Genomic DNA, 26,503 nt, shown 5'->3' with positions numbered 1-26,503 from the left:
CCGAGTGGAATATTCGCTTCGAAACGGGTGTACCCTCTGCCACGTTGCGTTGAAAGCCCACATTCGCGTGACTTCGGCCAAATGACGCTTGTTTGATTTGCGACTGAGGCATTCCGGTCATAGATTGGCGCGAAATCGCGCATTAGAGCAAGGCGAAGTGACATGAGTGAAAACCGTAAATTCGTAATGGGACGCCGCTCCTTCTTGGCAGCAGGCACTGCATTTGTAGGAGCTCCCGCACTGGCACAGGACATCAATTCCGAGGCGACCACCGAGGTTGAGCGGGATATTACTGAAACAGTACGTCGAAATACATCGAGCTTCCGGACCATGCGTTGGGAGCCCTATTTCGACAATCTGAAAAACGGTGCCATTCTTGTCGATATCACCAGTCGTGCTTTGCATTATTGGGGTGAAGATGGGACCTATAAACTCTACCCATCTTCCGTTCCTTTGACCGAAGATCTGACACGTCGCGGGCGAACCAAAGTTATTCGCAAAGTGGAAGGCCCAAGCTGGCGCCCGACACCTGCGATGCGTAAGCGCAATCCTGAATGGCCAGAATTTGTCGGGCCGGGTCCAGATAACCCATTGGGGACACACGCGCTTTATCTAAGCTGGACATATTACCGAATCCACGGAACCCACGACACGCGCAAAATCGGCCGTCGTTCTTCGAACGGTTGTGTGGGGCTTTACAACGAACACATCGCCGAGCTGTTCGAATTGGCGAAAATCGGCACACAAGTGTTGCTAATTTGACGACATAGCGGCATTGGCCGAAATTTTACCTCGTGTTTGGGTTTGCAAACCTAACCGTTTGCTGTTTACACCTAAATCACGAGGTAAGTCTTGGGTGCTTGCGTCGCCTAAACTTGTGACGTGAGCTAATTTCTTGGAGGTTACTATGAAAAAACTCGTTCTCGCAGCAGCTCTGACTGCAGCAGCGTCCACAGCATTTGCTGGTGGCATGTCCGAACCAATGGTTGAAGCACCAGTTGTTATGGAAGAAGCAGCGTCTTCTTCTTCTAACTTCGTTGTGCCTCTGCTTCTGCTGGCAATTGTAGCAGCAGCAGTTTCCAACAACTAAGTTGTTCGGCGGCTTCATGGCCGTTACAAAAATTCAAAAGGGTGCCGCTTTTGCGGCGCCCTTTTTCTTTTGTGAGTGTTAGTCGAGCCAGCCGGAAAGGCTTTGCTGCGCGATAGATGTCAGGGCGCGGATATGCGCGTCCTCATCGTTGAGGCAGGGTATGTAGGTGAAGCTTTCTCCACCCGCTTCTTCAAAGCTCTCTTTGATCTCTTCGTTGATTTCTTCCAGCGTTTCGATGCAGTCAGCAGAGAAGGCCGGTGCGATCACAGCGATATCCTTCTTACCGCTTTCGGCAAGGCGAGCGACCTCTTCAACGGTATAGGGCTGAAGCCACTCTTCAGGGCCAAACTTCGATTGGAAGGTTGAGACGATATCTGTGTCGGCCCAGCCCAGACGTTCCTTCAACAGGCGCGTCGTTTTCATACATTGGCAATGATATGGATCGCCCTGCATTAGGTAGCGGGTTGGCATTCCGTGATAGCTGACAACCAAGATATCCGGGCGCTTGCCCAATTTACCATACGCCGTTTCGACGGATTGTGCGAGCGCCTCGATGTATTCCGCATTGTCAAAATAAGCCGGCACGGTTCGCGCGGAAGGCTGCCAGGTTTCCTCCATCAAGGCTTTGAAAAAGGCGTCATTGGCCGTGGCCGTCGTTGCACCAGCATATTGCGGGTAAAGCGGGAAAAAGAGGATCCGCTCGCAACCCGCCTCAACCATCGCGCGGACCTTGGACTTGGTGGAAGGGTTCCCGTAGCGCATCGAGAAATCAACCATCACCTGATCACCATAAAGCGCAGTCATGCTCTCGCGAAACTTTTCAGTTTGCGCTTTTGTGATGGTCATCAAAGGGCTCTCGCCCAGATCGTGATTCCAAATCGACTTATAAGCCGCCCCGGAACTAAAGGGGCGTTTGGTCAGAATGATAAGCTGCAGCAGTGGTTGCCACTTCCATGCCGGATAATCGATCACGCGCTTATCAGACAGAAACTCGCTGAGATACCGGCGCATCGGCCAATAAGTATAGTCGTCAGGCGTTCCGAGATTTGCCAGCAGGATGCCGGTTTTCCCGCGCGGAACTCTCGGATGATCTGATGGCGCGTGTTCTGGGCGAGTGGCTGACATGATGGCGTCCTGAGTTAAGCGTGCGTTCCACCTGAGATAGCGCCTTGAGGCCATGGGTCAATTGAGAATTCACCAATCTTTTAGGACCTGGGCAATTTGCCCTCTTTTGTGCCCAGAGCATCTGCCAAACGATGCTCGGCTGATCCGGGACGTAGCGGTTTGGGTTGCGAGGCATCTGGGGCCCAACCGGTCATGAAGATCAGATCAAACGTGGCCTTGATGCGCCCCTTATCAGAATAGGATTCCGCATAGATTTCAGCAGCACGCTGAAAGACGTCTCGACGTGAGAATTCTTTACGTCGTGAGGTCAACGCACTTGTTTCCCCCATCGCGCGCAGGTCCTTCATCAGGTGAAAGGCGCTTTCATAGCTGACCGTCAAAGGCAATCCATCCGCAACGGGAAGGGCAAAACCTGCACGCTGAAGAAGGCCGCCCAGATCTCGGATTTCCGCCATGGGTAGGATACGTGACGAGAGGCCGCCTGTGATTTCGGATTCGGCCTGAGCGAGGCACGCGCGTAGTTCGTTCAGCGTCTGGCCGCCAAACCCTGCGGTAAGCAGCAAACCGTCGTTTTGCAATGCGTGGCGACACTGGATCAGCTGGCCAACAGGATCATTCGCCCAATGCAGTGCCATCGCGTGGATCACCAGATCATGAGCGCCGGGCGTTAATGAAAGAACCTCGTCATCAGGAACAATCACCGCGTCCTCAAACCGTCCCTCCCAAATCTTTGGAAAGGGCGTCACAATCGCCGGGCTTGTAAAGGTTCTGTTAACCATCGATAGGCGATCTTGCAGATCGTCGGCCGCGGTGGTTTGCAGGAACATTCCGCCATCGTGGTCGGCACGACGCCGGTTGGCCATCAGGGCTTTGCGGTCGGTGATAAGCGGAGCGTTTTGCATGACGCGGACCATATGATCACTCGTGAACAAGTTCAAACAGCGGTTCAGATGATTTTTCCGCCACGTTGCGTGGCTTGCGGTGTGCATGTGGAGTCAGACTTCCAACTTTGCGGGTCGTGCTGGCGCGAAACGCCGTTCATCGGGGGCGCAATCTGTGATCGTTGTGGGATTCCGCTGCCTGGGCAAGTTTCTGAACATCAAGAGGTTTGCGATGATTGCATGACAAATGACCCGCTATGGAGCCAGGGGCGTTCGGTTTTGCTTTACGAGGGCGCAGCGCGTTCTTTGGTTCTGCGATTGAAACACGGTGATCGCCACGACATCGCGAGACCCGCGGCGCGGTGGATGGCTGCGGAGGCCTCTCCCATAGTGAGCGAAGTTACGATTGTGGCGCCCATCCCCCTGCATTGGACGCGGTTTCTACGACGGCGATACAATCAATCGGCCCTTTTGGCCGAGCGCGTCGCGAAAGAGCTCTCTCTTCAATATATACCAGATTTGCTATTAAGGACCTTTGCAACAGCCTCTCTCGATGGGAAAACGCGAGAGGAACGGTTTTTAGAACTTCGCAACGCGATTTCTGTGAATTCTAAACACCTGACTCAGCTCAAAACCGCTTCGGTGCTTTTGGTGGATGATGTCATGACAAGCGGAGCGACCTTTTCAGCGGCAACTGAGGCCTGTTTGCATGCATGTGCTGATCAAGTGAACGTGATTGCGCTAGCACGCGTTGCAAAACACCCCTAAATCGCGCAGGTAATTGGCGATTAAGGAAACAGGCAATGGTTCAAATCGAAATCTATACCCGCCCAATGTGTGGCTACTGCGCCGCAGCAAAGCGGTTGTTGAAACAAAAAGGCGTCGCCTTTGTGGAATATGACGGTTGGAAAGAACCCGCGCGCAAGGAAGAGATGATCCAGCGCAGTAATGGTGGACGGACCTTCCCTCAAATATTTGTGGATGGAAAGCACATCGGCGGTTGTGACGATATGATGGCGCTAGAGCGTTCGGGTAAGTTGGACCCACTTCTGGCGGCTTGATGAAAACAGCGCTTCTTCAGATCACATCTTCGGATGACCCGGCTGAAAATCTGGCTGTGGTCACCAAGATGCTGGAACAAGCGAAGGATCAGGGCGCTGGATATGTTCTGACCCCAGAGGTTACGAACTGTGTTTCCGGCAGTCGCACGCATCAGAATGAGGTTTTGCGGCCAGAAGCCGAAGATTCTTTTTTGAAGGGCATTCAGGATGTTGCGGCTCGTCTTGGATTATGGGTCACTATCGGCTCGCTGGCACTGAAGTCCAACGATCCTGATGGGCGTTTTGTGAACCGGCAGTTTTTGATTGCCCCTTCTGGGGAAATCAAAGCCCGCTATGACAAGATCCACATGTTTGACGTGACGGTTTCGGAAACCGAGACCTACCACGAATCCAAAGGCTACCGCCCGGGTGAGACTGCAGTTGCCGCTGAAACGCCCTTTGCAAAGATCGGCCTTTCGATTTGCTATGACATCCGGTTCCCCCATTTACATCGTGCGCTTGCCAAAGCCGGGGCGGAGGTTCTGACGATTCCTTCTGCCTTTTCGACTGTCACCGGCGCGGCGCATTGGCATCCATTGCTTCAGGCACGGGCTATTGAGACTGGGTGCTGGGTTTTGGCGCCTGCCCAGACAGGAACGCATCGTGCAAGTCGTGGGCCAACTCGAAAAACCTATGGTCGTTCATTGATCGTATCTCCTTGGGGAGAGGTGATGGCCGACGCCGGAACAGAATCGGGCATGATCTTCATTGATTTGGACCGTGAAAAAGTGGCAGAAGCGCGTAGGCGCATTCCATCGCTGACGCATGACAAGGATTTTGATGGCCCAGAACGCAAATGACTCCAGCGTCTTAGCGGTTTCGCTGTTTAGCGAGATCCTGATGGCGGACCAGTTGGCGCGCAGCCGATTGTCCAAGGCTTTGCCCAAGGGGATGGAGCTGTCGCATTTCTCTGTTCTGAACCATCTCGCGCATTCCCACAGCGAGAAAAGCCCAGCGCAACTGGCCAAGGCTTTCCATGTGACGCGCGGTGCAATGACCAACACATTGGGCAAACTTGAGACTTCAGGTTACGTCCACATTCGACCCGATTGGGACGACGCCCGCCGCAAGATGGTGGCGATCAGCCCTGCTGGTCAACAGGCCCGCGATTCCGCCTTGGCCCTGATTGCACCGCTCTTAAGCGAGGTTGTGACCGATCTTGGCGAACACAGAGTCAAAGGTGTGCTGCCAGTCTTGCGCGAATTGCGCGTGAAGCTTGAGGAAGACGGGTGAAGGGCAAACGAGGCCTCAACCTCTTTGCCGTGATCGCCGCGGTCATTTTCATGCTTGTCTATTCGGTTCCTACGCTGCGTGGAGCTGCGCAAGTAGAGGACTGCGCGGCACTAGGTGGCCGTTGGATCCATTCGGAAAGCCGCTGTGAGCTTTAAGCGGCTGTCTTCGTGCTCGTCGTCACGTAGTTCACGCTCAGATCGCGGTCTGAAATTGACCAGCTCCATCCCAACGGATTGAACACAAAACCTTTGCGATCCACCGGCGTCAAACCTCCGGTTTCTAACATCCCATAGAGCTCATCAGGCGTGATGAACTTGCTCCACTCATGCGTTCCCTTCGGCAACCAGCGCATGACCCATTCGGCGCCGATTATGCCCATGGCAAAGCTCTTGGCATTGCGATTGAGGGTCGAGCAGATCATTAGCCCGCCCGGTTTCACCAATTGCTGACATACCGTGATGAATTCTTGCGGATCAGCAACGTGTTCGACAACTTCCATGTTCAAAACAATGTCAAACTGCTCACCTGCCGCGGCAATGGCTTCTGCGGTGGTGTGGCGATAGTCGATCGTCAGCCCGGATTGTTCCGCATGCACCTGAGCCACTGGAATATTGCGTTCAGCGGCATCTGCACCAACGACAGTGGCCCCCAGGCGCGCCATTGGTTCGCTCAGCAAGCCGCCGCCACAGCCGATATCCAGAAGGGTCAGACCTTCGAATGGTTTTTCTGACGTCAGGTCACGGTTAAATTCCGCCGCAATCTGACGTGTGATATAGTCCAGCCGACAAGGATTAAGCATATGAAGGGGCTTGAACTTCCCATTCGGGTCCCACCATTCGGCGGCCATGGCCTGAAACTTTGCGACCTCGGCTGGGTCGACAGTATTCATCGTGGGTTGCATTCTAGCCTCCATGTGCTCATTTGGGCGCGCAATACTATATAGATCGAATATGGACAAACACTCGGGTCATAAAAGCGCACTTCAGAATTTATTTCCGCCGATCGATCCTTTTGATCAGCGGATGATGGATATGGGGGACGGGCATTCGATTTATGTCGAACAGTCCGGAAATCCAGATGGCTTTCCTGTGGTGGTCTTCCATGGGGGCCCCGGTGGCGGGGCGAGTCCGGCGATGCGGCGGTATTTTGACCCCAGCGTTTATCGGATCATCCTGTTTGATCAGCGCGGCTGCGGGCGGTCCAAACCGCATGCAGAGATTGAGAACAATACGACGTGGCATCTGGTTGCAGATATTGAGCGTATCCGTGAGGCGCTTGGCATTGAGCAATGGGTTGTCTTTGGCGGCAGCTGGGGCGCGACACTGGCTCTGATCTATGCGCAGACGCATCCAGATCGGCCGGTGGCACTGATCCTGCGCGGCGTTTTCCTGATGACACAGTGTGAGCTCGATTGGTTCTATGGCGGCGGCGCTGGACAATTCTGGCCGGAAACCTGGACGCGCTTCGCGAGCTTGATCCCGGAAGACGAGCGAGACGATATGATCGCGGCCTATCACAAGCGGCTCTTTAGCGGCGATCGTGAGACTGAGATCAAATACGCAAAGGCCTGGGCTGCCTGGGAGAATGCCTTGGCATCTATGGCTTCTAACGGCATGCCAGGGCAGCCCCATGCGGACTATGCGCGGGCTTTTTCGCGGCTGGAAAATCACTATTTCACCCATGCCGGGTTCCTTGATTTTGACGGTCAGATCCTCGCGCATATGGACCGGATCTCACATATCCCTGGGGTCATTGTTCAGGGGCGTTATGACATGATCTGCCCGCCACATTCAGCTTATGAGCTTGCAAAGAAATGGCCCAATGCCCGACTGCGGATGATCCAGAATGCAGGGCACGCATTGAGTGAGCCGGGGATCACCTCTGAACTGATTCAAGTGATGAAAGATTTCGCCAATCTGTAAATTCTGCGATCGCGAGGTTGTAAATTGCCCCGAACCGCGCTTTCTTGAGTCGGGTCAACGACTTAGGACATTGCTGTGAAAACCCGTTTGGACAGACGTAGCCTTTTGAAGACCGGCGCCGCCGCCGGTGTTCTTGCGGCGTCTGGATTGCCCCTCGGTGCAGCTGCGAAACGCGGTGGTGTATTACGCCTTGGCGTTGGCGGGGCATTTGCGTCTGATCGTTGGGACAGCCGCACCCATCAGGGTCAGTTCATGATCATGGCGGGTCATGGCGCTGTCTTCGATACGCTTACTCAGGTGGCTGCCAACGGTGAGCTGATCGGCGAATTGGCCGAAAGCTGGGAAGCCAGTACAGACGCCAAGCGGTGGACGTTTAAGCTGCGCAAAGGCGTTGAGTTCCACAACGGCAAACCTTTTGAAGCGCTAGATGTGATCGCGTCTTTGCGCCTACACCTCGACAGTGATGTGAATTCGCCCGCGCGGGTGATTGTCTCTGCGATTTCGGAGATGACGGCGCTGACCGCGCATGAAGTAGAATTCCGCCTTGCAGCACCAAATGCTGACTTCCCATTCCTGCTTGCTGACTATCATCTTTGCATTTATCCGAGCGATAATCTTGAGCTGGCCCTGGAACAGGGTATTGGCACTGGCCTCTACAAAGTCATTGGCTTTGAACCCGGCAAGCGCACGATGCTGGGGCGCGTTCAAGGGCATTACAAAGACGGCAAGGAAGGTTGGTTTGACGCAGTTGAATTGATCGCGATGAATGATCCTTCGACGCGAGCGAATGCACTACTGAGCGGGCAGGTAGATGCAATCAATGACTTTGATGTTGCGCGTCAGGCTGAGATCAAGGGCCACAAGACCTTGCGGCTGACCGATGTGTCAGGCAATCAGCATATTGGTTTCACGATGCGCGCGGACCAAGCGCCGTTTCATGACCTAAATCTGCGACGTGCGCTAAAGTCTGCCATTGATCGCAAAGCCGTGGTGGAGGATGCACTGCTTGGTTACGGGCGGATGGCGCAGGATCACCCGATTGGGCCAATGAACCAGTTCCTAGCCGCTGATCTATCGGCCCACGTCTATGATCCCGATAAATCGAAATTCTATCTGAAGAAAGCCGGTGTTCAGGAGATGACTGTCACGCTTCCTTCTTCCGGTTACCATCATTCGGCGATTGAACGCGCAGTCGGCGCTTTCCAGACATCTGCTGCGAAGGCCGGATTGTCAGTCCACTCCAAGGCTGATGATCGTGCTCTGAACCTTCAGGCCTCTGTCTGGTCCGGTCGTGTTACCGAAGACTGGATGTTTTCCATGATGTCGACCAGAGACGGGGCTTGGAATGCCAGCCATTGGGACAACCCGCATTTCCAGCATTTGCTGCTGAGTGCACGGGCGGAACTTTCCACGCAGAAGCGTCAGGCATTATATCACGAGATGCAGGCCCTTATGGCGGAAGAAGGCGGCGCATTGATCCCGGCCTTTGCGAATTTCGTGGATGCCCATCATGCGCGGCTTTCACATGGGCCTGCAGTTGGCAATCTTTTTGCCCAGGATAGTGGTCGCATGATCGAGCGTTGGTGGTTCGCATAACGCAGCACACCTCTGCGTGAATGCACACAGATTACCATTTGTGGTCTGAGTTTCTGCATTTAAGCTGATTTCAAAGGACACAGCCAGGAAGCCAGCCATGTCAGATACACCCACCATTGAAGAACGCGAAAACGGACCACTTGTTGTGAAAGGCATCACGCATATGCGCCTGCCCGATGGCAGTGAGGTCGAAGCCAAACCAGTGATGGCGCTTTGTCGATGTGGGCAAAGTCAGAACAAACCGTTCTGCGACGGCAGTCATACTGATGCGGGCTTTGAAAGCCGTGGTGGCAAACCGGCGGGACGGGATCGTCTGCTGACTTATGAAGGCAAAGAGATTTCGGTCACGTTCAACCCGTTGCTCTGCTCACATGCTGCGCGTTGTAATGCGCTGTCGCCGCACGTGTTTGATGCCACAAAGCGGCCGTGGGTGGTTCCTGATAATGGCAGCATCGAAGACGTCAAAAAGGTGATTGCTGCCTGTCCGTCAGGCGCTTTGGCCATTGCGGATACAGATGAACCGCATCTGACGGCAGAGCGCCCGCAGATCCAAGTTGAGAAAAATGGCCCGTATTGGATTTTGGATGTCCCGTCTCCAGTCCCGCCGCAGGCCGAGAATATGTCTGAACGGAAATACGTACTCTGCCGTTGTGGAAAGTCCGGGAACAAGCCCTATTGCGATGGCACCCACCGCGATGAGAAATGGACAGATGGCTGAGAGGAATTGCGGAGCGCTGATTTGCGCTCTGACTGACCTTTGATGAGCCACGCAATGCAGAAGGCCCAGATGCCAGCTGCTTCGAGCCAGAAGATCAGATTCAGGTCTTCTACCAGCATGCGCGCACCAAACCAGTCAAAGGCGCGCACGAAGCTGGCAAATGTTGCTGTGACCCCAGCGGCGACGATTGCCCAGCCACACATCCAGTATATCCGGCGTTCTTGGCTGTGTGCGTCACGTGAAAAAATACACAGGCAAAAAAGCGTTAACGTCGTCAGGAAAATAAAGCTTGATAGAAAGTGGATCGCGACACTGATCCGGTCATCCATAATGGCATGAAAGAAGGTTTCGATGCCTAGCGCGTGAGGCTTGTTTGGAAAAAGCGCGAGCCCGATAGAGGCAGACCCCGCGCCAATTCCCGTGAGTGTATCGATCCAGTCGCGCTGGGCGCCGCGCTCTCCTTTATAAGCCATTAGGAAAATGCCGATGGCGACCAAGGCACCAACAACGAAGTCGCGCATGGCAGAAAAATAATAGTCGCTGATCGATGGCAGCACCTCGCCCTCGGTCACAAATCCCCCTGCCAACAGCAGTAAGGGGAAGACCATCGCGATTATTCCCAGAGATTGTCGAACGTTGAAATAAGTCAGAATGAATGGGTTAACAGGGTCCTGTTTCATTGCGTAAGTGTCAGCCAAAAGAGTTACCGAAAGCTTATTTCTGATCCTGAGCTCATTTGCTCTCAGATTGAGCCTTCTGTCAGGACGGGGAAACTGGACTTGCAGACTCAGATGTTTGAGCGTATATGCCCTTTCAACAGCGGCGCGCTGGACCTTCGGGTCGAACGCACCACCGGAATTTCCAACGGGCCGCGGGCCCGTTTTTTTGTGCCTGTTTGAGTGGATGGACACTGTATATGAGCAACATGATTGCCAAAACAGCGATTGATAGTCGGCTTGCCGAGATTGTCGCCCCTGTGATCGAAGACATGGGGTTTGAGCTGGTGCGCCTGCGTCTGATGGGTGGCAAAACCAACACGCTTCAGATTATGGCAGAACGCCCTGAAGGCGGTATTGAAGTTGATGAATGTGGTGAAATCAGCACCGCCGTCAGCGCCATTCTGGATGTGGAAGACCCTCTGGATGATTCCTATGTTCTTGAGGTTGGCAGCCCCGGCATTGATCGTCCGCTGACACGCCTGAAGGACTTTGAGACCTTTGAAGGCTATGACGCAAAAATTGAGACCACCGAGCTGATCGACGGCCAAAAACGTTTCCGCGGTATTTTGGCAGGCGTAGAAGGCGAAGAAGTCCTGGTGAACATTGAAGCCTCTGGCGAGGTCCAAACGGTTGGTTTGCAATTTGATTGGTTGGCGGATGCCAAGCTGATCCTGACCGACGACCTGATCAAGGAAATGCTGAAGCAGCGCAAAGCAGCTGGCACCTTGAACGAAGATAATATTGACGAGATCGAAACCGACACCGGTTCCAAGGAGGACTGAGTAAATGGCAATTACCTCTGCAAACCAGCTGGAGCTTCTGCAAACTGCTGAAGCCGTTGCACGCGAGAAGATGATCGACCCAGGTCTGGTTGTCGAAGCGATGGAAGAATCGCTGGCACGTGCTGCGAAGTCTCGCTACGGCGCGGAAATGGACATTCGTGTGTCCATCGACCGTAAGACCGGTAAGGCGACTTTCACCCGTGTGCGCACAGTTGTGGAAGATGAAGAGCTGGAAAACTACCAGGCAGAATTCACCGTAGAGCAAGCCAAGCAGTATCTGGAAGCTCCGGAAGTTGGCGACACTTATGTGGAAGAAATCCCACCAGTAGAGCTGGGCCGTATCGCGGCACAATCTGCGAAGCAGGTTATCCTGCAGAAGGTCCGCGAAGCAGAGCGTGATCGTCAGTACGAAGAGTTCAAAGACAAGGCTGGCACCATCATCAATGGTCTGGTGAAACGCGAAGAATACGGCAATGTTATCGTTGATATCGGCCGTGGCGAAGCGGTTCTGCGTCGTAACGAAAAGATCGGCCGCGAAAGCTATCGCCCGAACGACCGTATCCGCGTCTACATCAAAGATGTGCGCCGCGAGCAGCGTGGCCCGCAAATCTTCCTGTCCCGCACGGCACCTGAATTCATGGCAGAGCTGTTCAAAATGGAAGTGCCAGAAATCTATGACGGTATCATCGAGATCAAGGCGGTTGCGCGTGATCCGGGTTCCCGTGCGAAGATCGCCGTAATTTCATACGACAACTCCATCGACCCAGTTGGTGCCTGTGTTGGTATGCGTGGTTCTCGCGTGCAGGCCGTTGTGAACGAGCTACAGGGCGAGAAGATCGACATCATCCCTTGGAACGAAGATCAGCCAACATTCTTGGTGAACGCGCTGCAGCCTGCAGAGGTGACCAAGGTTGTTCTGGACGATGAAGCGGGCAAGATCGAAGTTGTTGTTCCTGAAGAGCAGCTGTCCTTGGCGATCGGTCGTCGTGGTCAAAACGTGCGTCTGGCGTCTCAGCTGACAAACCTCGACATCGACATCATGACCGAAGCGGAAGAATCCGCACGTCGTCAGAAAGAATTCGAAGCCCGCACCAAACTCTTTGTGGATGCGCTGGATATCGACGAATTCTTCGCACAGCTTCTGGTGTCCGAAGGTTTCACCAACTTGGAAGAAGTTGCTTACGTTGAAATTGACGAACTGCTCGTGATCGACGGTGTGGACGAAGGCACTGCAAGTGAGCTGCAGGCCCGTGCGCGTGACTATCTGGAAGCAGCGGCAAAAGCAGCTCTGGATGCGGCCCGTGCGTTGGGTGCAGAGGACAGCCTTATTGCATTCGAAGGTCTGACTGCCCAAATGGTAGAGGCGCTGGCGAAAGACGACGTGAAAACTCTGGAAGATTTCGCAACCTGTGCAGACTGGGAACTGGCCGGTGGCTGGACCACAGTCGATGGTCAGCGCGTCAAAGACGACGGTGTTCTGGAACCATTTGGTGTGACCCTGGAAGAAGCGCAGGATCTGGTGATGACCGCCCGTGTTGTTCTGGGTTGGGTCGATCCGGAAGAACTGATTGCGCAGGCAGAAGAAGGTGAAGAAGGCGAAGAAATTGACGCCGACTCCGTTTTTTCAACTGACGCAGCGCCGGAAGCAAACGCTTAAGACCTGAGGACACAAGAACGACATGTCACGCGGTGGTCAGCCGAAAAACCGGGAAGACGGCCCGGAACGCAAATGTATCGCTACCGGCGATACCCAGCCCAAACACGGGCTGGTGCGCTTTGTGGTTGGCCCTGATAATACGGTCTTCCCTGATGTTTTAGGGAAGCTTCCGGGTCGTGGCATGTGGGTGTCTGCAGATCGCGCAGCGATCGAAAAGGCGGCTTCAAAAGGCGCGTTTGCGCGCGCGGCTAAAGCCAAGGTCAAAGTGCCTGAAGGCTTGGTAGATGAGGTCGAAAAACAATTGGCACGCCGGGTGGTTGATCTGATCAGCCTGGCGCGGAAATCCGGCGATGCGGTTGCCGGATACGAAAAGGTGAAGGACTGGCTTTCGAAAGAAGTTGCCGAAGTCCTCATTCAGGCAATCGACGGCTCTGGTCGTGGAAAGTCCAAACTGAGCACGCCTCACTACGGCAGCTACATTGGGTGGTTGTCTCAAAGTGAGCTGGGATTGGCTTTTGGGCGACAAACTGTGATACATGGGGCGCTTGCGTCTGGTGGACTCACAAAAAGAGTTGTAGAGGAAGCCCAACGACTAAAGGGCGTACGCGAAATTACGGCGGCAGGGGCCGTCGGAAAGGGTAAGACAGCTAGATGAGCGATAACGACGGTAAAAAGACTCTGGGTCTACGTGGTGCAGGTGCCCGTCCGGGCAACGTAAAGCAAAGCTTTAGCCATGGCCGGACCAAGAACGTCGTGGTGGAGACCAAACGCAAGCGCGTTGTGGTGCCAAAGCCAGGCGCAGCGAAACCAGGTGTGAACCCTGGTAAGCCAGGTGGTGACCCTTCCAAACGTCCTGCCGGCATCTCTGATGCTGAAATGGCGCGTCGTCTGAAGGCGCTGCAAGCTGCGAAGGCACGCGAAGCCGAAGACAAAGAACGCCGCGCCGCTGAAGAGCGCGAGCGCGAAGAGGCGCGTCAGCGTCGTCGCGCCGAGGCGGAAGCCAAAGAGCGTGAACAGCGCGAAGCGGAAGAAAAGGCGAAAGCCAAAGCGGAAGCTGAAGAACAGAAGCGTAAGGATGCTGAAGAAGCGGCCAAGCGCGCAGCTGCAGAAGCGGCGGCTGCAAAGGCGGCTCCGAAAGCGGCAGCGCCTGCCAAGCGTGAACCAAACCACAAACCAGCACCTGCTGCGACGCCGCGCAAAGCGGATCGGGAACGCGAACAGCGTGGCCGCGGTCGTGGTCGCGATGATGGTCGTCGTTCTGGCAAGCTGACACTGAGCCAAGCCACCGGTGGTGCAGGCGGTCGTCAGAAATCCATGGCAGCTATGAAGCGTAAGCAAGAGCGTGCGCGCCAAAAGGCGATGGGTGGCCAGGTCGAGCGTGAAAAGATCATCCGTGACGTTCAGCTGCCAGAAGCCATCGTGGTTTCTGAGCTGGCGAACCGGATGGCGGAACGTGTGGCTGACGTTGTTAAAGAGCTCATGAAAATGGGCATGATGGTGACGCAGAACCAAACGCTTGATGCGGATACTGCGGAACTGATCATCGAAGAATTCGGCCACAAAGTTGTGCGCGTTTCTGATTCTGATGTGGAAGATGTCATCACAGACGTTGACGACAAAGACGAAGATCTGCAGCCACGTCCTCCGGTCATCACGATTATGGGCCACGTCGACCACGGTAAAACATCTCTGTTGGATGCGATCCGTGACGCGAAAGTGGTTGCTGGCGAAGCCGGTGGCATCACCCAGCACATTGGTGCGTATCAGGTGACCACCGACAGTGGCACAACCCTGTCCTTCCTCGACACTCCGGGCCACGCGGCGTTTACGTCCATGCGTTCCCGCGGTGCGCAGGTGACAGACATTGTTGTTCTGGTTGTTGCGGCGGATGACTCTGTGATGCCGCAGACCATCGAGGCGATTAACCACGCGAAAGCGGCAGAAGTGCCGATGATTGTGGCGATCAACAAATGCGACAAGCCAGCGGCTGATCCAAACAAAGTGCGCGCAGAACTGCTGCAGCATGAGGTGATCGTGGAAGCCATGTCTGGTGAAGTTCAGGACGTTGAAGTCTCTGCTATCACTGGTCAGGGTCTGGACGAGTTGCTGGAAGCGATTGCGCTGCAATCTGAAATTCTGGAACTGAAAGCCAACCCAGATCGCGCAGCACAGGGTGCTGTGATTGAAGCGCAGCTTGACGTGGGTCGTGGCCCGGTTGCGACCGTTCTGGTTCAGAAGGGTACGCTGCGTCAGGGTGATATCTTTGTTGTAGGTGAGCAGTACGGTAAGGTCCGTGCGCTGATCAACGACAAGGGTGAACGCGTTGAAGAAGCTGGCCCATCCGTTCCGGTTGAGGTTCTGGGTCTGAACGGCACACCAGAAGCAGGTGACGTTCTGAACGTGACCGAAACCGACGCGCAGGCGCGTGAGATCGCGGAATACCGTGAGAAAGCGGCCAAAGACAAACGCGCGGCAGCTGGTGCGGCGACCACTCTGGAACAGCTGATGCAGAAGGCAAAAGAAGACGAGAACGTCTCTGAACTGCCAATTCTGGTGAAAGCTGACGTGCAGGGGTCTGCGGAAGCCATCGTTCAGGCGATGGAGAAGATCGGCAACAATGAAGTTCGTGTACGTGTCCTCCACTCTGGTGTTGGTGCGATCACAGAATCTGATGTTGGTCTGGCGGAAGCCTCCGGTGCGCCAATCATGGGCTTTAACGTCCGTGCAAATGCATCTGCTCGCAACACTGCGAACCAGAAGGGCGTTGAGATTCGTTACTACTCCGTCATCTACGACCTTGTGGATGATGTGAAAGCGGCGGCATCTGGTCTGCTTTCTGCGGAGATCAAAGAGAACTTCATCGGTTACGCGACCATCAAGGACGTCTTCAAAGTGTCCAACGTTGGTAAAGTTGCCGGTTGTCTTGTCACCGAAGGTGTGGCGCGTCGTTCTGCGGGTGTTCGCCTGCTGCGCGACAACGTGGTGATCCACGAAGGCACGCTGAAGACCCTGAAACGCTTCAAAGACGAAGTGGCGGAAGTTCAGTCCGGTCAAGAATGCGGTATGGCGTTTGAAAACTACGACGATATCCGCGCTGACGATGTGATCGAGATTTTCGAGCGCGAAGAAGTCGAACGTACACTCGACTAAGTCGGTTCCATTTAGAAAACCAAAAGCCCGCCAGTATTGGCGGGCTTTTTTGTTTCAGGAATAATATGCGAGCGTCAAAAAAGCGCCTCGCGTCTCCGCGGCAGCGCTTCTTGATAAACAGATAAACTTGTTAAACTGGCTTTCCCTGAAATACCTTGTCACCAACACGGACAACGATGCGCCCGTTTGGCAGGGATTTCACGAAGAGCCCCTGCACGGAAATGCAGGTTCCCACCATGATGGTTCTCAACATGTCCAATCCCCCCAGATTGATCGACATTGTGAATATTAGAATTTGGCGGCGACCCAGTTACTCACCGCACTAAAGATACATTTAGCACAAATAAAATTTTTCCAACAAGAAATTGGTTAACAAAAGGATTATGTCTCAGTCGTAGGCTTGAAATCCCTAGAACTCACAGCCAATCCCTCAAAATAGGGATCAAAGGCACGTCTGCTTCCGGCATTGGGTAGTTTCGCAGGTCCTTTGGCAGCACCCATTTCAGGGTTTGGCCCTCTTTTGCCATTGGGGTGCCTTCCCATTTGCGGCAAGCGAAGAGCGGCATCAGCAGGTGAAACGAATCATAAGAGTGACTGGCAAAGGTCAGTGGCGCGAGGCAGCTGGCCCAGGTGTTGATCCCAAGCTCTTCTTCCAGCTCTCTGATCAATGCTGCTTCCGGCGTCTCACCATCTTCGATTTTGCCGCCGGGAAACTCCCAGAGACCGGCCATGGATTTACCTTCTGGGCGCTGTGCCAGAAGCACGCGCCCATCCCGGTCGATCAAAGCAACTGCGGAAACAAGTACCGTTTTCATACCCACCTCTTAAGACCGGTAGTCGGCGTTGATCGAGATGTAGCCATGGGTCAAATCGCAGGTCCAGACTGTGGCTTTACCGTCGCCTAGGCCGAGATCGACACCGATCACCAGATGGTCCCGCTTCATGTAAGCTGCGCCGTCTTCCTCAGCATAGCTTTCGGCGACCCAGCCCTTTTCCGCAACCACGATGTCACCAAACCGAATGGACAAGAGATCACGGTCAGCAGCTGCCCCGGATTTGCCGACCGCCATGACTACGCGGCCCCAGTTCGCGTCTTCACCCGCAACGGCAGTTTTCACAAGCGGTGAATTTGCGATGGCCAAACCGTGGGTTTTTGCATCCACATCATTGGCGGCGCCGGTCACCTGGATCTCAACAAATTTGGTGGCGCCTTCGCCGTCTTTTACCACCAGATGAGAAAGCTCGAGCATGACCTGCTCTAGCGCATCATGAAACGTCCCCGCGATTTCTGTGATTTCTACACCAGAGGCACCAGTCGCACCCAGCAGCAGGGTGTCTGAGGTCGAGGTGTCACTATCTACAGTGATGCAGTTGAAAGTCACATTTGTCAGTTCAGACAGCATGGTTTGCAGCAGTGTTTGCTCAACCTTTGCATCAGTAAAAATGTATACCAGCATGGTCGCCATATCAGGTGCGATCATGCCCGAACCTTTGGCGATCCCTGCGATTTTCACGGGTTGACCTTCGATCTCGATCGTTGCTGTTGCAGCTTTCGCGAAAGTGTCGGTCGTCATGATGGCTTGCGCCGCACCTTCGATACCACCGGCGCTCAGATCTGCCGCTAGATCCGCCACTTTGGCCGTGATTTTTTCATGCGGCAGGCGCTCACCAATAACGCCAGTCGAAGATGTGAAAATCCGGTTCTCAGGCAAGCCCGTTGCCTCAGCGATTGATTTGCTAATCGCCTGTACGGACCCTTCTCCAGCGCGCCCGGTAAAGGCGTTGGAGTTGCCTGAATTTATAAAGAAAGCCGCGCCTGCCGCTGAGTCACTGCCCAATTTGCGCTGGCAATCCAGAACGTTGGCAGAGCGTGTAGCCGACTTTGTGAATGTCCCTGCCACAGCGCTACCTGGTGCTAGCGTGATCAGACACACATCCTTGCGGCCGGAATACTTCACACCTGCTTCGCCGGAGGCAAATTTGACCCCACCGATTTCTGGCAAATCCGGAAAGGCCGCTGGGGCCAGCGGGGAAACGTTTTCGATCGTCGCCAACTTAGTTCTCCAGCAAGTCGTCTTGTTTCAGAATGGCAGGGTCGATACCCTCGCTGCCACTTGTATCAACGTCACCTGCTTTGCGAACGCGCGCGATCTCGGCATCGATGACTTGGCGCTGAACTTCGCCGGTGATTTCTTGGCGAACCTCGGCCAAAGCAGGAGCTTCCTGCGTCCGAGTATCGTTCAGTATAATCACATGCCAGCCAAACTGTGTCTGAACAGGATCAGAGACCTGTCCCACTTCCAATGTTTCAACTGCGGCTTCAAATGGAGCAACCATCTGACCGGGGCCAAACCAACCAAGTTGCCCTCCATTTGGACCAGAAGGACCAGTGGACTTCTCTTTTGCAGTTGCCGCGAAGTCTGCACCGCCACGCACGTCTTCCGCGATGGCTTTCGCTTCTTCTTCGGTCTCCACCAGAATGTGGGAGGCATTGTATTCACGAGCGCCCTCGAAGTCAGCAAAGCGCTCCAAGTAAGCGGCTTCGATAGCGGCTTCGTCCACTTTTTCCGCGATGAGAGTCTCCAGGACATCAGCGGCCAGTAGACTGATGCGTTGGTTTGCAAGATTCAGCTCTACGCGCTTGGGGGTGTCCCCTTCAAAGGTGCTTGCCAGCAAAGACTGCTGTACCAGTTGATCGAGAATGCCGTTGAACAAAACGTCATCAGGAAGTGATTGATATTGAGGGTCTAGGCTAGATCGCAGTGCGATCATCTGACCGAGAGTGATGTCATTTCCATTCACCGTCGCAACAACCGTGGCAGCATTGGGCGAATCGTCTGCAATGGCTGGTGTCGCGAGCAGAAGCGCTACAGCGGAGCTACGCAGAAAATTGAGGGTTTTTGACATCGTTTCGTCCTTGGTTTTACCCCGACAGGGGGCCGCACTGGCTGGCGACGTTGACACTGTATAACTGGCCCCTTACATCGCCTTGAGGCCGTCGCAAGAAACCTTTGCCCCGTTTGTATGAGCAGGGCGCAGAACGGGCAAGCATTTGCGGCGCAAGAAATTGTCAACGAAGGACAAGCGAACATGTTGGGTTTTGGTAAATTGACGAAAATGGTCTTCGGAACGCCGAACGACCGTAAGATCAAGGCAACCCGTTCGACTGTCGAAAAGATCAATGCGCTGGAAGCTGAGTTTGAGAAACTAAGCGACGAGCAGCTGATCAATAAAACCGAAGAGTTCCGTAAACGTGTGGCAGATGGTGAAGCGCTGGACGCGATCCTGCCCGAAGCTTTTGCCAACTGCCGTGAAGCAGCGAAACGCGCTCTGGGTCTGCGAGCTTTTGATACCCAGCTGCTGGGCGGCATCTTCCTGCACGAAGGCAATATCTCTGAAATGAAAACCGGTGAAGGTAAAACCCTTGTGGCGACCTTCCCAGCCTACCTGAACGCCCTGACAGGCCGCGGAGTCCACATCGTGACCGTGAACGACTACCTCGCCCGCCGTGACGCGGAATGGATGAGCAAAGTCTACGGCGCCCTTGGCATGACCACTGGTGTGATCTACCCTCAACAGCCTGAGGACGAAAAGAAGGCCGCATACAAGTGTGACATCACTTATGCGACCAACAACGAACTTGGCTTTGACTATCTGCGCGACAACATGAAGTCCGAGCTGAAAGACCTTGCGCAGCGTGATCATTACTTTGCCATCGTCGACGAAGTTGACTCGATCCTCATCGACGAAGCGCGGACCCCGCTGATTATTTCCGGCCCTGCCGAAGACCGTACAGAGCTTTACATGTCCGTCGATCAAGTGATCCCGGAGATTAGCGACGAACATTACACCTTGGACGAAAAGACACGTAACGTGTCCTTTACGGACGAAGGCAACGACTGGCTGGAAGAGCAGCTTCTGGCGCGTGGCATCTTGCCAGAGGGTCAATCGCTTTATGATCCAGAAAGTACTTCCATCGTGCACCACGTGAACCAAGGTCTGCGGGCGCACAAGCTTTTCACCAAAGACAAGGACTACATTGTACGCGGTGACGAGGTTGTGCTGATCGACGAATTCACCGGTCGCATGATGTCAGGTCGTCGTCTGTCCGAAGGCCTGCATCAAGCGATTGAGGCGAAGGAAAACGTGTCGATCAAACCTGAAAACGTGACGCTGGCGCAGGTGACTTTCCAGAACTATTTCCGTCTCTACGACAAGCTGGGCGGCATGACCGGTACTGCTCTGACTGAGGCGGAAGAATTCCACGAAATCTATAGGCTTGGTGTGGTTGAAGTTCCAACCAACCGACCAGTGGCACGCGTGGATGACGACGACGCAGTCTACCGGACCGCTCAGGAAAAATACAACGCCATCGTTGAGACCATCAAAGAGGCCTCCGCCAAGGGGCAGCCGACTCTTGTTGGTACAACATCGATTGAAAAATCCGAGCTGCTGTCTGATCTGCTGAACAACGCCGGCATCAAACACAACGTTCTGAACGCGCGCCAGCACGAGCAGGAAGCGCAAATCGTTGCTGACGCCGGTAAGCTGGGTGCGGTGACCATCGCGACCAACATGGCGGGCCGCGGTACTGACATCAAACTCGGCGGCAACGTTGAGTTCAAAATCATGGAAGCCATCGCGGCGGATCCTGAAGCGAACCCAGATGAAATTCGCGCCAAGATCGAAGAGGGCCACAAGGCCGACGAGGACGCAGTTAAGGCTGCGGGTGGTCTATTTGTTCTGGCAACAGAACGTCACGAAAGCCGCCGTATCGACAACCAGCTGCGCGGTCGTTCTGGCCGTCAGGGTGACCCGGGTCGTTCTGCTTTCTTCCTGTCTTTGGAAGACGACCTGATGCGTATCTTTGGCTCGGATCGTCTGGACAAGGTTCTGTCCACTCTGGGTATGAAAGAAGGCGAAGCGATTGTGCACCCTTGGGTCAACAAATCGCTCGAACGCGCACAGGCGAAGGTCGAAGGCCGTAACTTTGACATTCGGAAACAGCTTCTGAAATTCGATGACGTTATGAACGATCAGCGGAAAGTGATCTTCTCCCAACGTCGCGAGATCATGGAAGCCGAGGACCTGTCTGAAATCGTTCAGGACATGCGCCATGAGGTGATCGGTGATCTGGTGGATGAATATATGCCGCCGAAATCCTATGCCGATCAATGGAACACCGAAGGTCTTTATGCAGCCACCATTGAACAGCTGGGCATTGATGTGCCGGTGATGGAATGGGCTCAGGAAGAGGGCGTGGATGATGAAGACATCATCGAACGTCTGGAGAATGCGGCTGACGAGCACATGGCGCAAAAAGCGGCACAGTTCGGCCCAGAGCAACTGCGTGGCATCGAAAAGCAGCTTTTGCTTCAGATCATCGATCGTAAATGGCGTGAACACTTGCTGACGTTGGAACACCTGCGCTCTGTTGTGGGCTTCCGCGGCTATGCGCAGCGTGACCCGCTCAATGAATACAAGTCCGAAGCCTTCCAACTGTTTGAAGGCATGCTGGATGGGCTGCGAACCGATGTGACCCGCAATCTGAGCCAAATTCGTCCTCTGACAGAGGAAGAACAAAAGGCAATGATTGCACAGGTCCAGGCGCAGCAGGCCGCGGCGATGCAGGCGCAGGCAGAGGCTGCCGAAAAAGCAAACCGCACGCCGTTGGTTGAAGGCTTCAATGAAGACGACCCAAGCACATGGGGTAATCCAGGACGCAATGATCTCTGCCCATGTGGCTCCGGTAAAAAGTTCAAACATTGCCATGGCAAACTGTCCTGAACCGGCAAGGAATCGTCTGAGAAACACCCAAAGGGCGCCACAGCGGCGCCCTTTTTGCTGTCCAGCTTGCAGGATGAGTTATTGCGAGTAGGAGGGATCTCAGATGGTTCCGTTCAAACTTATCAAATTGTCTGGTCGGTCCGGTAAATTGGCTTTGATCGCGGGGACAGCTGCGTCAGCTGCCGTAGTGGGATTTTTCTTGCAGAGCGGGACGCCAACAGAAGCCGCCAGTGTGCAGCCGGAAAAGGTGAAAAAGCTTGCTGTACCATCTGAAGCGTCGATTCAGATTGCCTCTTCTTTGGGTTTGACAGGGCAGTTCTTGCCCAAGGTACCTGCCGAGCCCGAAGCATCTCTTCCGGTGCAGCCAGTGGCTCTGACATTATCTGAAGACACACCCATCGCTGCCTTGCCGCGCGAAGAGCCCGCACCTGTGCTGGGCTGCGATATTCGTGTCGAGGCAGAAGCAACAGTCGCAGCTTTGGTGAACCTTCACATCGAGGCGACCTGCATGCCGAATGCACGGATCGCGATTTCACATGAAGGTCTTAAGTTTCATGAGGTTCTGAGTGATAGCGGAGTGTTGGACATCACAGTGCCTGCCTTTGATGAACTGGCAGAATTTGGTGTGTCTTTTCCAAATGGCAGCGAAGTCTTCGCGGAAACTTTGGTCTCCTCTATCGTGTTCTATGATCGCGTTGCGCTCCAATGGGCAGGCGAAACTGGATTGCAAATCCATGCTTTGGAATTTGAAGCCGACTATGACACCGACGGGCACGTCTGGTTTGGCAACCCGCGCGATTTGACCGCTGTTGTTGGTGGTGACGGTGGCTTCATGATGCGTATGGGGGCTGGCGATAGCGAGATTTCGCGTATGGCAGATGTTTACACCTTCCCAATTGGCAACCCGAGCCGTGATGGCAATGTCGTGCTTTCTGTGGAAGCAGAGGTCAATGGCGCTAACTGCAATCGCGCAATCGCGGCGGATACAATGCAAATTCATGCTGGCGGCGACATCGCCACCAATCGGTTTGAGATTGCAATGCCAGAATGTGGTGCGACAGGTGATTTTCTGGTGTTGAAAAACCTGCTCGAAGACCTGACAATCGCGCGCAATAATTAAGCGCAGCGCAGGGTCCCATTATGACAATTTTGCGTGCGGCGTGTATCGCCGCACTTTCTATTTTTGGCACCTCTGTCTCTGCGCAGGATATCACCCTGACTTCACCTGATGGTGCGGTTGAGATCTCCGGTACGCTTTTGGGGTTCGACGGGGAATTCTACCGCGTTGAAACGGTTTATGGAGAACTGACAGTTGATGGCTCCGGCGTCACCTGTGACGGTCCAGCCTGCCCGAACCTGACAGATTTTGTTGCTGAGATCACAATCGCTGGGGCTGCGGGAATGGCAGAGATTTTGATGCCAGCTCTGCTGGATGGTTTTGCCCTACGAAATGGCTACTCGGTTGCCCGTGAAATCGAGGATACAGCGAATTTCACCTATGTTCTGGGTGATGCGCAAACCAGCACAGACTTGGCCCGGTTCACCTTTAGCGCCTCGACCACAGACGAAGGATTTGCCGACCTGCTTGCAGATGAAGCTGATATCGTCATGTCCTTGCGTGAAATTCGCGAGGATGAAGCGCAGCGCGGTTTTGAAGCGGGGCTGGGCAATATGCGGGGTAAAAACCGCAGCCGTGTTCTTGCTCTGAATGCGCTTGTGCCCGTCGTGGCACCTGGTAATCCAGTTGACCGGGTGACGGCCTCTGAACTGGCACGTGTCTTCGCGGGAGAGATTGACAATTGGCAGGCGCTTGGTGGGCCTGATGCGCCAATCACCCTGCATGCCCCTCAACAGAATTCCGGTCTTTTGCAGGCCATCGAAGATAGGTTGCTGGCACCCTCTGGAAAAGAAATCAGCGAGACCACACAGTTCCATACCCAAATGGCCGCTTTGGTCAGCGCGGTGCAGCGCGACCCCTTTGCGATTGGGATTGCGACCTACGCCAGTTCCGGCTCGGCGATGCGCATGCCACTGGCTGGGGGCTGCGGGTTTGCCGTGCACGCAACAAGGCGCGGAATCAAGACAGAGGACTACCCCCTGACGGCACCGATGTTCCTCTATCTGCCCGCACGACGCCTGCCCAAAATGGCACGCGATTTTCTGACCTATACACGCGGTCCAGCCGCCCAGATTGTGATCCGCCGGGCAGGATTCGTTGATCAGTCCCCGGAGGAGATCTCGATCGCCTTGCAGGGTGAGCGTTTCGCAAATGCTATTGCTCAGGCCGAGAAATCGGTGCCCTTGGCAGATGTACAGGCCATCGTGAATCGGCTTGGCAATCATGACCGTCTAACCACAACTTTCCGCTTCCGCCCGGGAGTCTCCGCCTTGGACCCGCAGTCACAATCCAACGCGCAACAATTGGCTCGCGCCTTGGAGCTAGGCACCTATGACGGGCGAGAGTTGGTCTTTGTGGGATTCAGCGACGGAGAGGGCTCTGCAGATGCCAACCGTAGCATCGCGCTACGTCGCGCGGAGTCAGTGCGTAATGCAGTGCTGTCAGCTGCGGAGACCGCTGACCTGAGCAAGCTTGAGATCGCTGTTGAGGGCTATGGAGAGGCGCTCCCGATGGCCTGTGATGAAAGCGCTTGGGGTCGACAGGTGAACCGCCGCGTCGAGGTCTGGCTGCGTTAGTTCAGAGCAGTTGTTCGGAGCGGAAGCTCAGATGCTTTGATTGCCCGATTATCAAGTGATCATGCAGGGTGATCGACATGACTGAGCAAGCCTCTTGAATTTGCATCGTCATTTCCACGTCGGCACGTGATGGGGTGGGGTCACCCGAGGGGTGATTATGAACCAAGATCAGAGCGCTTGCGTTTACCTCTAGGGCGCGTTTCATAACTTCGCGCGGATAGACTGGCACATGATCAACTGTGCCGCGTGCCAGCAATTCGTCAGCGATCAGAGTGTTTTTAGTATCAAGAAACAAGATGCGAAATTGTTCCGTGTCCAGATGCGCCATGCTTGTTTGACAATAATCCAATAGCGCATCCCAAGAGCTGATCACCCGCTTGTTCAGCACCTTCGATTGCGCCAACCGCTGTGCTGCTGCCTCAACGATTTTCAGCTCGCATATCACAGCATCTCCTACACCGTAGGATTCCTTCAGACGCGAGATTGGCGCGGTAATCACGCCATTGAAATTGCCAAACCGATCCAACAGGCGACGCGCGAGGGGTTTCACATCTTGTCTGGGGATGGCGCGAAAGAGAACCAGTTCCAAGAGTTCGTAATCGGGCAGGGCGCTTGCACCGCCTTTGATAAAACGATCTCGAAGGCGCTTTCGATGATCTTTGATGTACGAAGGGAGCCGACCCCCTTTTGGCACCGGTTGCGGGCTTTGAAACATGGGGAGCGATTGCTCTTCGAGTTGGCTACGCTGAGGCATACCCAAAACTCAGAAATCAAAGTTAGGATTTGGTAAAGGCGTGGGAAACACAATGAAAAAGGCGCGCCCGAAGACGCGCCCAATTCAAGATCTTTTGGCTGACTTAGGATTTCATCGAATCCCAGAAGCCCTTGACCGATTTAAAGAAACTGCTGCTTTCGGGACTGTTGTCCTCTGAGAGCTCGTCGAACTCTTTCAGCAGTTCTTTTTGTCGGCTCGTGAGATTCACAGGCGTTTCCACCGCAAGTTCAATGAACATGTCGCCTTGGCCCGTGCCACGCAGAGCTGGCATGCCTTTGGAGCGCAGGCGCATCTGACGACCAGATTGACTGCCTGACGGGATTTTCACCCGGCTGCGCCCGCCGTCAATGGTTGGTACTTCGATATCGCCACCCAGCGCCGCTGCGGTCATAGAGACCGGTACGCGGCAGAAGAGGTTGGTGCCTTCACGTTCAAATATCTTGTGTTTGGTCACTTCGATGAAGATGTAAAGATCACCGGTAGGCCCGCCACGCAGACCCGCTTCACCTTCGCCAGCCAGACGAATGCGCGTGCCAGTTTCAACACCCGCAGGGATGTTCACCGCCAGTGAGCGGTCTTTCTCGACACGGCCTACGCCACCACAGGCGCGACATGGGTTTTTGATGATCTGACCAAGGCCATTACAGGTTGGACAGGTGCGTTCAACGGTGAAGAAGCCTTGCTGCGCACGGACTTTACCCATGCCAGAACAGGTTGGGCATGTGGTTGGTTCAGCTCCGCCCTCGGCGCCGGTTCCGTTACATTCTCCGCAAGATACGGAGGTTGGCACCTGAATGGTTTTCTGCAGCCCGGAATAGGCTTCTTCCAGTGTGACACGCAGGTTGTAACGCAGATCAGAGCCGCGCGCTGCGCGTTGGCGTCCGCCACCGCGACCGCCGCCCATAAAGTCACCAAATAGATCGTCGAACACATCAGAGAAGGCGGATGAAAAATCACCGCCTGGATGGCCTCGGCCTGCGCCGCCACCGCCCATGCCGTTTTCGAAAGCTGCATGACCATATTGGTCGTAGGCTGCTTTCTTGTCGGCGTCTTTCAGAACCTCATAGGCTTCGTTGGCTTCTTTGAACTTGGCTTCGGCGTCTGGATTGTCGGCGTTGCGGTCCGGGTGAAATTCTTTGGCCTTCTTGCGATAGCCTTTTTTGATTTCGTCCGCAGAGGCGCCTTTGCCCACACCCAGCACGTCGTAGTAGTCGCGTTTTGCCATGGGTTACTCCTCTGAGCCGGAATGATAAGGGCCGATCCATGGTGGACCG

At 54.6% G+C, this 26,503-nt stretch carries 26 protein-coding genes and 1 pseudogene; 17 read left to right on the top strand and 10 right to left on the bottom strand.

The features are described from left to right. Positions 1-162: 162 nt before the first annotated feature. Positions 163-762: a L,D-transpeptidase gene (locus M0D42_RS14025; RefSeq protein WP_265019230.1), complete on the top strand. Its 600-nt coding sequence runs from the start codon at positions 163-165 to the stop codon at positions 760-762. A gap of 145 nt (positions 763-907) precedes the next feature. Next, on the top strand, positions 908-1,090 hold the full coding sequence (locus tag M0D42_RS14020; RefSeq protein WP_265019229.1) for a hypothetical protein: 183 nt from the start codon (positions 908-910) through the stop codon (positions 1,088-1,090). Between the two features lie 78 nt (positions 1,091-1,168). Here M0D42_RS14020 and hemH read toward each other — a convergent pair whose 3' ends face one another. Next, the gene (gene hemH / locus M0D42_RS14015; RefSeq protein ID WP_265019228.1) at positions 1,169-2,215 is read right to left on the bottom strand and encodes a ferrochelatase; all 1,047 of its coding nucleotides are present in this window, start codon (positions 2,213-2,215) and stop codon (positions 1,169-1,171) included. Between the two features lie 80 nt (positions 2,216-2,295). Further along, positions 2,296-3,129 carry an SAM-dependent methyltransferase gene (locus M0D42_RS14010; protein ID WP_419195944.1) on the bottom strand — a complete coding sequence of 278 codons (834 nt, stop codon included), beginning with the start codon at positions 3,127-3,129 and terminating at the stop codon, positions 2,296-2,298. On the opposite strand from M0D42_RS14010, the pseudogene M0D42_RS16025 reads away from it, so the two are divergent. The 5 genes and pseudogenes from M0D42_RS16025 to M0D42_RS13990 form a co-directional block, all read left to right on the top strand. After that, positions 3,130-3,327 (top strand): annotated as a pseudogene (locus M0D42_RS16025) (double zinc ribbon domain-containing protein); the annotation flags it as partial. Between the two features lie 9 nt (positions 3,328-3,336). Beyond that, a complete protein-coding gene (locus M0D42_RS14005) occupies positions 3,337-3,864 on the top strand; it encodes a ComF family protein (RefSeq protein ID WP_330221199.1) in 528 nt (175 codons plus the stop codon). Between the two features lie 35 nt (positions 3,865-3,899). Then, a complete protein-coding gene (gene grxC, locus M0D42_RS14000; protein ID WP_265019227.1) occupies positions 3,900-4,157 on the top strand; it encodes a glutaredoxin 3 in 258 nt (85 codons plus the stop codon). Continuing rightward, positions 4,157-4,996, top strand: coding sequence for a carbon-nitrogen hydrolase family protein (locus M0D42_RS13995; protein WP_265019226.1), 840 nt, complete (start codon positions 4,157-4,159; stop codon positions 4,994-4,996). Before grxC ends, M0D42_RS13995 begins: the two co-directional genes overlap by 1 nt. Beyond that, a complete protein-coding gene (locus M0D42_RS13990) occupies positions 4,977-5,429 on the top strand; it encodes a MarR family winged helix-turn-helix transcriptional regulator (RefSeq protein WP_265019225.1) in 453 nt (150 codons plus the stop codon). Before M0D42_RS13995 ends, M0D42_RS13990 begins: the two co-directional genes overlap by 20 nt. 151 nt (positions 5,430-5,580) lie before the next feature. On the opposite strand, the gene ubiG is transcribed toward M0D42_RS13990, so the two are convergent. Next, positions 5,581-6,330 carry a bifunctional 2-polyprenyl-6-hydroxyphenol methylase/3-demethylubiquinol 3-O-methyltransferase UbiG gene (ubiG, locus tag M0D42_RS13985; protein WP_265019224.1) on the bottom strand — a complete coding sequence of 250 codons (750 nt, stop codon included), beginning with the start codon at positions 6,328-6,330 and terminating at the stop codon, positions 5,581-5,583. A gap of 49 nt (positions 6,331-6,379) precedes the next feature. Here ubiG and pip point away from each other — a divergent pair, with 49 nt between their 5' ends. The 3 genes from pip to M0D42_RS13970 all read left to right on the top strand — a co-directional run bounded on the left by pip (position 6,380) and on the right by M0D42_RS13970 (position 9,665). After that, positions 6,380-7,351 (top strand): prolyl aminopeptidase, encoded by a 972-nt coding sequence (gene pip / locus M0D42_RS13980; RefSeq protein ID WP_265019223.1) that lies wholly within the window; start codon positions 6,380-6,382, stop codon positions 7,349-7,351. A gap of 75 nt (positions 7,352-7,426) precedes the next feature. After that, positions 7,427-8,947, top strand: coding sequence for an ABC transporter substrate-binding protein (locus tag M0D42_RS13975; RefSeq protein WP_265019222.1), 1,521 nt, complete (start codon positions 7,427-7,429; stop codon positions 8,945-8,947). A gap of 97 nt (positions 8,948-9,044) precedes the next feature. After that, positions 9,045-9,665 carry a CDGSH iron-sulfur domain-containing protein gene (locus tag M0D42_RS13970; protein WP_265019221.1) on the top strand — a complete coding sequence of 207 codons (621 nt, stop codon included), beginning with the start codon at positions 9,045-9,047 and terminating at the stop codon, positions 9,663-9,665. On the opposite strand, the gene M0D42_RS13965 is transcribed toward M0D42_RS13970, so the two are convergent. Further along, complete coding sequence (locus M0D42_RS13965) at positions 9,620-10,345, bottom strand: hypothetical protein (RefSeq protein ID WP_265019220.1); 726 nt, start codon at positions 10,343-10,345, stop codon at positions 9,620-9,622. The genes M0D42_RS13970 and M0D42_RS13965 overlap by 46 nt on opposite strands. Before the next feature lie 236 nt (positions 10,346-10,581). Here M0D42_RS13965 and rimP point away from each other — a divergent pair, with 236 nt between their 5' ends. Genes rimP through infB form a run of 4 tightly spaced genes read left to right on the top strand, consistent with a single transcriptional unit; the run spans position 10,582 to position 15,973 of the window. After that, complete coding sequence (rimP, locus tag M0D42_RS13960; RefSeq protein WP_265019219.1) at positions 10,582-11,166, top strand: ribosome maturation factor RimP; 585 nt, start codon at positions 10,582-10,584, stop codon at positions 11,164-11,166. A gap of 4 nt (positions 11,167-11,170) precedes the next feature. Next, positions 11,171-12,823, top strand: coding sequence for a transcription termination factor NusA (nusA, locus tag M0D42_RS13955; RefSeq protein WP_265019218.1), 1,653 nt, complete (start codon positions 11,171-11,173; stop codon positions 12,821-12,823). Between the two features lie 22 nt (positions 12,824-12,845). After that, entirely contained in the window at positions 12,846-13,478 is a 633-nt protein-coding gene (locus M0D42_RS13950; RefSeq protein WP_265019217.1) for an RNA-binding protein, read from the top strand. After that, complete coding sequence (gene infB / locus M0D42_RS13945; RefSeq protein ID WP_265019216.1) at positions 13,475-15,973, top strand: translation initiation factor IF-2; 2,499 nt, start codon at positions 13,475-13,477, stop codon at positions 15,971-15,973. The genes M0D42_RS13950 and infB overlap by 4 nt, the downstream gene beginning before the upstream one ends. Positions 15,974-16,103: 130 nt before the next feature. Here the strand turns inward: infB and M0D42_RS13940 are convergent, their stop codons facing one another. From M0D42_RS13940 to M0D42_RS13925, 4 genes are all read right to left on the bottom strand, one after another. Then, complete coding sequence (locus M0D42_RS13940) at positions 16,104-16,226, bottom strand: hypothetical protein (RefSeq protein WP_265019215.1); 123 nt, start codon at positions 16,224-16,226, stop codon at positions 16,104-16,106. A 163-nt stretch (positions 16,227-16,389) separates the two neighbouring features. After that, the gene (gene mutT, locus M0D42_RS13935) at positions 16,390-16,788 is read right to left on the bottom strand and encodes an 8-oxo-dGTP diphosphatase MutT (protein ID WP_265019214.1); all 399 of its coding nucleotides are present in this window, start codon (positions 16,786-16,788) and stop codon (positions 16,390-16,392) included. A 9-nt stretch (positions 16,789-16,797) separates the two neighbouring features. Next, on the bottom strand, positions 16,798-18,027 hold the full coding sequence (gene argJ, locus M0D42_RS13930; protein WP_265019213.1) for a bifunctional glutamate N-acetyltransferase/amino-acid acetyltransferase ArgJ: 1,230 nt from the start codon (positions 18,025-18,027) through the stop codon (positions 16,798-16,800). A gap of 1 nt (position 18,028) precedes the next feature. Beyond that, positions 18,029-18,880: a peptidylprolyl isomerase gene (locus M0D42_RS13925; RefSeq protein ID WP_265019212.1), complete on the bottom strand. Its 852-nt coding sequence runs from the start codon at positions 18,878-18,880 to the stop codon at positions 18,029-18,031. A gap of 183 nt (positions 18,881-19,063) precedes the next feature. On the opposite strand from M0D42_RS13925, the gene secA reads away from it, so the two are divergent. From secA to M0D42_RS13910, 3 genes are all read left to right on the top strand, one after another. Beyond that, complete coding sequence (secA, locus tag M0D42_RS13920) at positions 19,064-21,760, top strand: preprotein translocase subunit SecA (protein ID WP_265019211.1); 2,697 nt, start codon at positions 19,064-19,066, stop codon at positions 21,758-21,760. 103 nt (positions 21,761-21,863) lie between these two features. Beyond that, a complete protein-coding gene (locus M0D42_RS13915; RefSeq protein ID WP_265019210.1) occupies positions 21,864-22,880 on the top strand; it encodes a translocase in 1,017 nt (338 codons plus the stop codon). A gap of 20 nt (positions 22,881-22,900) precedes the next feature. Beyond that, positions 22,901-24,454, top strand: a complete 1,554-nt coding sequence (locus M0D42_RS13910) for a phosphate ABC transporter substrate-binding/OmpA family protein (protein ID WP_265019209.1) — start codon at positions 22,901-22,903, stop codon at positions 24,452-24,454. Position 24,455: 1 nt separating this feature from the next. On the opposite strand, the gene radC is transcribed toward M0D42_RS13910, so the two are convergent. Both radC and dnaJ read right to left on the bottom strand, forming a co-directional pair. Next, positions 24,456-25,208, bottom strand: coding sequence for a RadC family protein (gene radC, locus M0D42_RS13905; protein WP_265019208.1), 753 nt, complete (start codon positions 25,206-25,208; stop codon positions 24,456-24,458). 103 nt (positions 25,209-25,311) lie between these two features. Then, the gene (gene dnaJ / locus M0D42_RS13900) at positions 25,312-26,454 is read right to left on the bottom strand and encodes a molecular chaperone DnaJ (protein ID WP_265019207.1); all 1,143 of its coding nucleotides are present in this window, start codon (positions 26,452-26,454) and stop codon (positions 25,312-25,314) included. Between the last annotated feature and the right edge of the window lie 49 nt (positions 26,455-26,503).

It is taken from the genome of Cognatishimia activa (assembly GCF_026016445.1).
Taxonomy (GTDB): domain Bacteria; phylum Pseudomonadota; class Alphaproteobacteria; order Rhodobacterales; family Rhodobacteraceae; genus Cognatishimia; species Cognatishimia activa_B.
This window is presented reverse-complemented; position numbering and strand designations above follow the sequence as displayed.

Excerpts from the sequence above, each read along its gene's own strand:
- M0D42_RS13970 (WP_265019221.1), top strand. The coding sequence starts at position 9,045 with ATGTCAGATACACCCACCATTGAAGAACGCGAAAACGGACCACTTGTT.
- M0D42_RS13925 (WP_265019212.1), bottom strand. The coding sequence starts at position 18,880 with ATGTCAAAAACCCTCAATTTTCTGCGTAGCTCCGCTGTAGCGCTTCTG.
- M0D42_RS13965 (WP_265019220.1), bottom strand. The coding sequence starts at position 10,345 with ATGAAACAGGACCCTGTTAACCCATTCATTCTGACTTATTTCAACGTT.
- M0D42_RS13910 (WP_265019209.1), top strand. The coding sequence starts at position 22,901 with ATGACAATTTTGCGTGCGGCGTGTATCGCCGCACTTTCTATTTTTGGC.
- hemH (WP_265019228.1), bottom strand. The coding sequence starts at position 2,215 with ATGTCAGCCACTCGCCCAGAACACGCGCCATCAGATCATCCGAGAGTT.
- M0D42_RS14010 (WP_419195944.1), bottom strand. The coding sequence starts at position 3,129 with ATGGTCCGCGTCATGCAAAACGCTCCGCTTATCACCGACCGCAAAGCC.
- dnaJ (WP_265019207.1), bottom strand. The coding sequence starts at position 26,454 with ATGGCAAAACGCGACTACTACGACGTGCTGGGTGTGGGCAAAGGCGCC.
- ubiG (WP_265019224.1), bottom strand. The coding sequence starts at position 6,330 with ATGCAACCCACGATGAATACTGTCGACCCAGCCGAGGTCGCAAAGTTT.
- M0D42_RS14005 (WP_330221199.1), top strand. The coding sequence starts at position 3,337 with ATGACAAATGACCCGCTATGGAGCCAGGGGCGTTCGGTTTTGCTTTAC.
- mutT (WP_265019214.1), bottom strand. The coding sequence starts at position 16,788 with ATGAAAACGGTACTTGTTTCCGCAGTTGCTTTGATCGACCGGGATGGG.
- M0D42_RS14025 (WP_265019230.1), top strand. The coding sequence starts at position 163 with ATGAGTGAAAACCGTAAATTCGTAATGGGACGCCGCTCCTTCTTGGCA.
- M0D42_RS13915 (WP_265019210.1), top strand. The coding sequence starts at position 21,864 with ATGGTTCCGTTCAAACTTATCAAATTGTCTGGTCGGTCCGGTAAATTG.
- M0D42_RS13950 (WP_265019217.1), top strand. The coding sequence starts at position 12,846 with ATGTCACGCGGTGGTCAGCCGAAAAACCGGGAAGACGGCCCGGAACGC.
- M0D42_RS13940 (WP_265019215.1), bottom strand. The coding sequence starts at position 16,226 with ATGTTGAGAACCATCATGGTGGGAACCTGCATTTCCGTGCAGGGGCTC.
- grxC (WP_265019227.1), top strand. The coding sequence starts at position 3,900 with ATGGTTCAAATCGAAATCTATACCCGCCCAATGTGTGGCTACTGCGCC.
- M0D42_RS14020 (WP_265019229.1), top strand. The coding sequence starts at position 908 with ATGAAAAAACTCGTTCTCGCAGCAGCTCTGACTGCAGCAGCGTCCACA.
- M0D42_RS13995 (WP_265019226.1), top strand. The coding sequence starts at position 4,157 with ATGAAAACAGCGCTTCTTCAGATCACATCTTCGGATGACCCGGCTGAA.
- infB (WP_265019216.1), top strand. The coding sequence starts at position 13,475 with ATGAGCGATAACGACGGTAAAAAGACTCTGGGTCTACGTGGTGCAGGT.
- radC (WP_265019208.1), bottom strand. The coding sequence starts at position 25,208 with ATGCCTCAGCGTAGCCAACTCGAAGAGCAATCGCTCCCCATGTTTCAA.
- pip (WP_265019223.1), top strand. The coding sequence starts at position 6,380 with ATGGACAAACACTCGGGTCATAAAAGCGCACTTCAGAATTTATTTCCG.
- M0D42_RS13990 (WP_265019225.1), top strand. The coding sequence starts at position 4,977 with ATGGCCCAGAACGCAAATGACTCCAGCGTCTTAGCGGTTTCGCTGTTT.
- rimP (WP_265019219.1), top strand. The coding sequence starts at position 10,582 with ATGAGCAACATGATTGCCAAAACAGCGATTGATAGTCGGCTTGCCGAG.
- secA (WP_265019211.1), top strand. The coding sequence starts at position 19,064 with ATGTTGGGTTTTGGTAAATTGACGAAAATGGTCTTCGGAACGCCGAAC.
- nusA (WP_265019218.1), top strand. The coding sequence starts at position 11,171 with ATGGCAATTACCTCTGCAAACCAGCTGGAGCTTCTGCAAACTGCTGAA.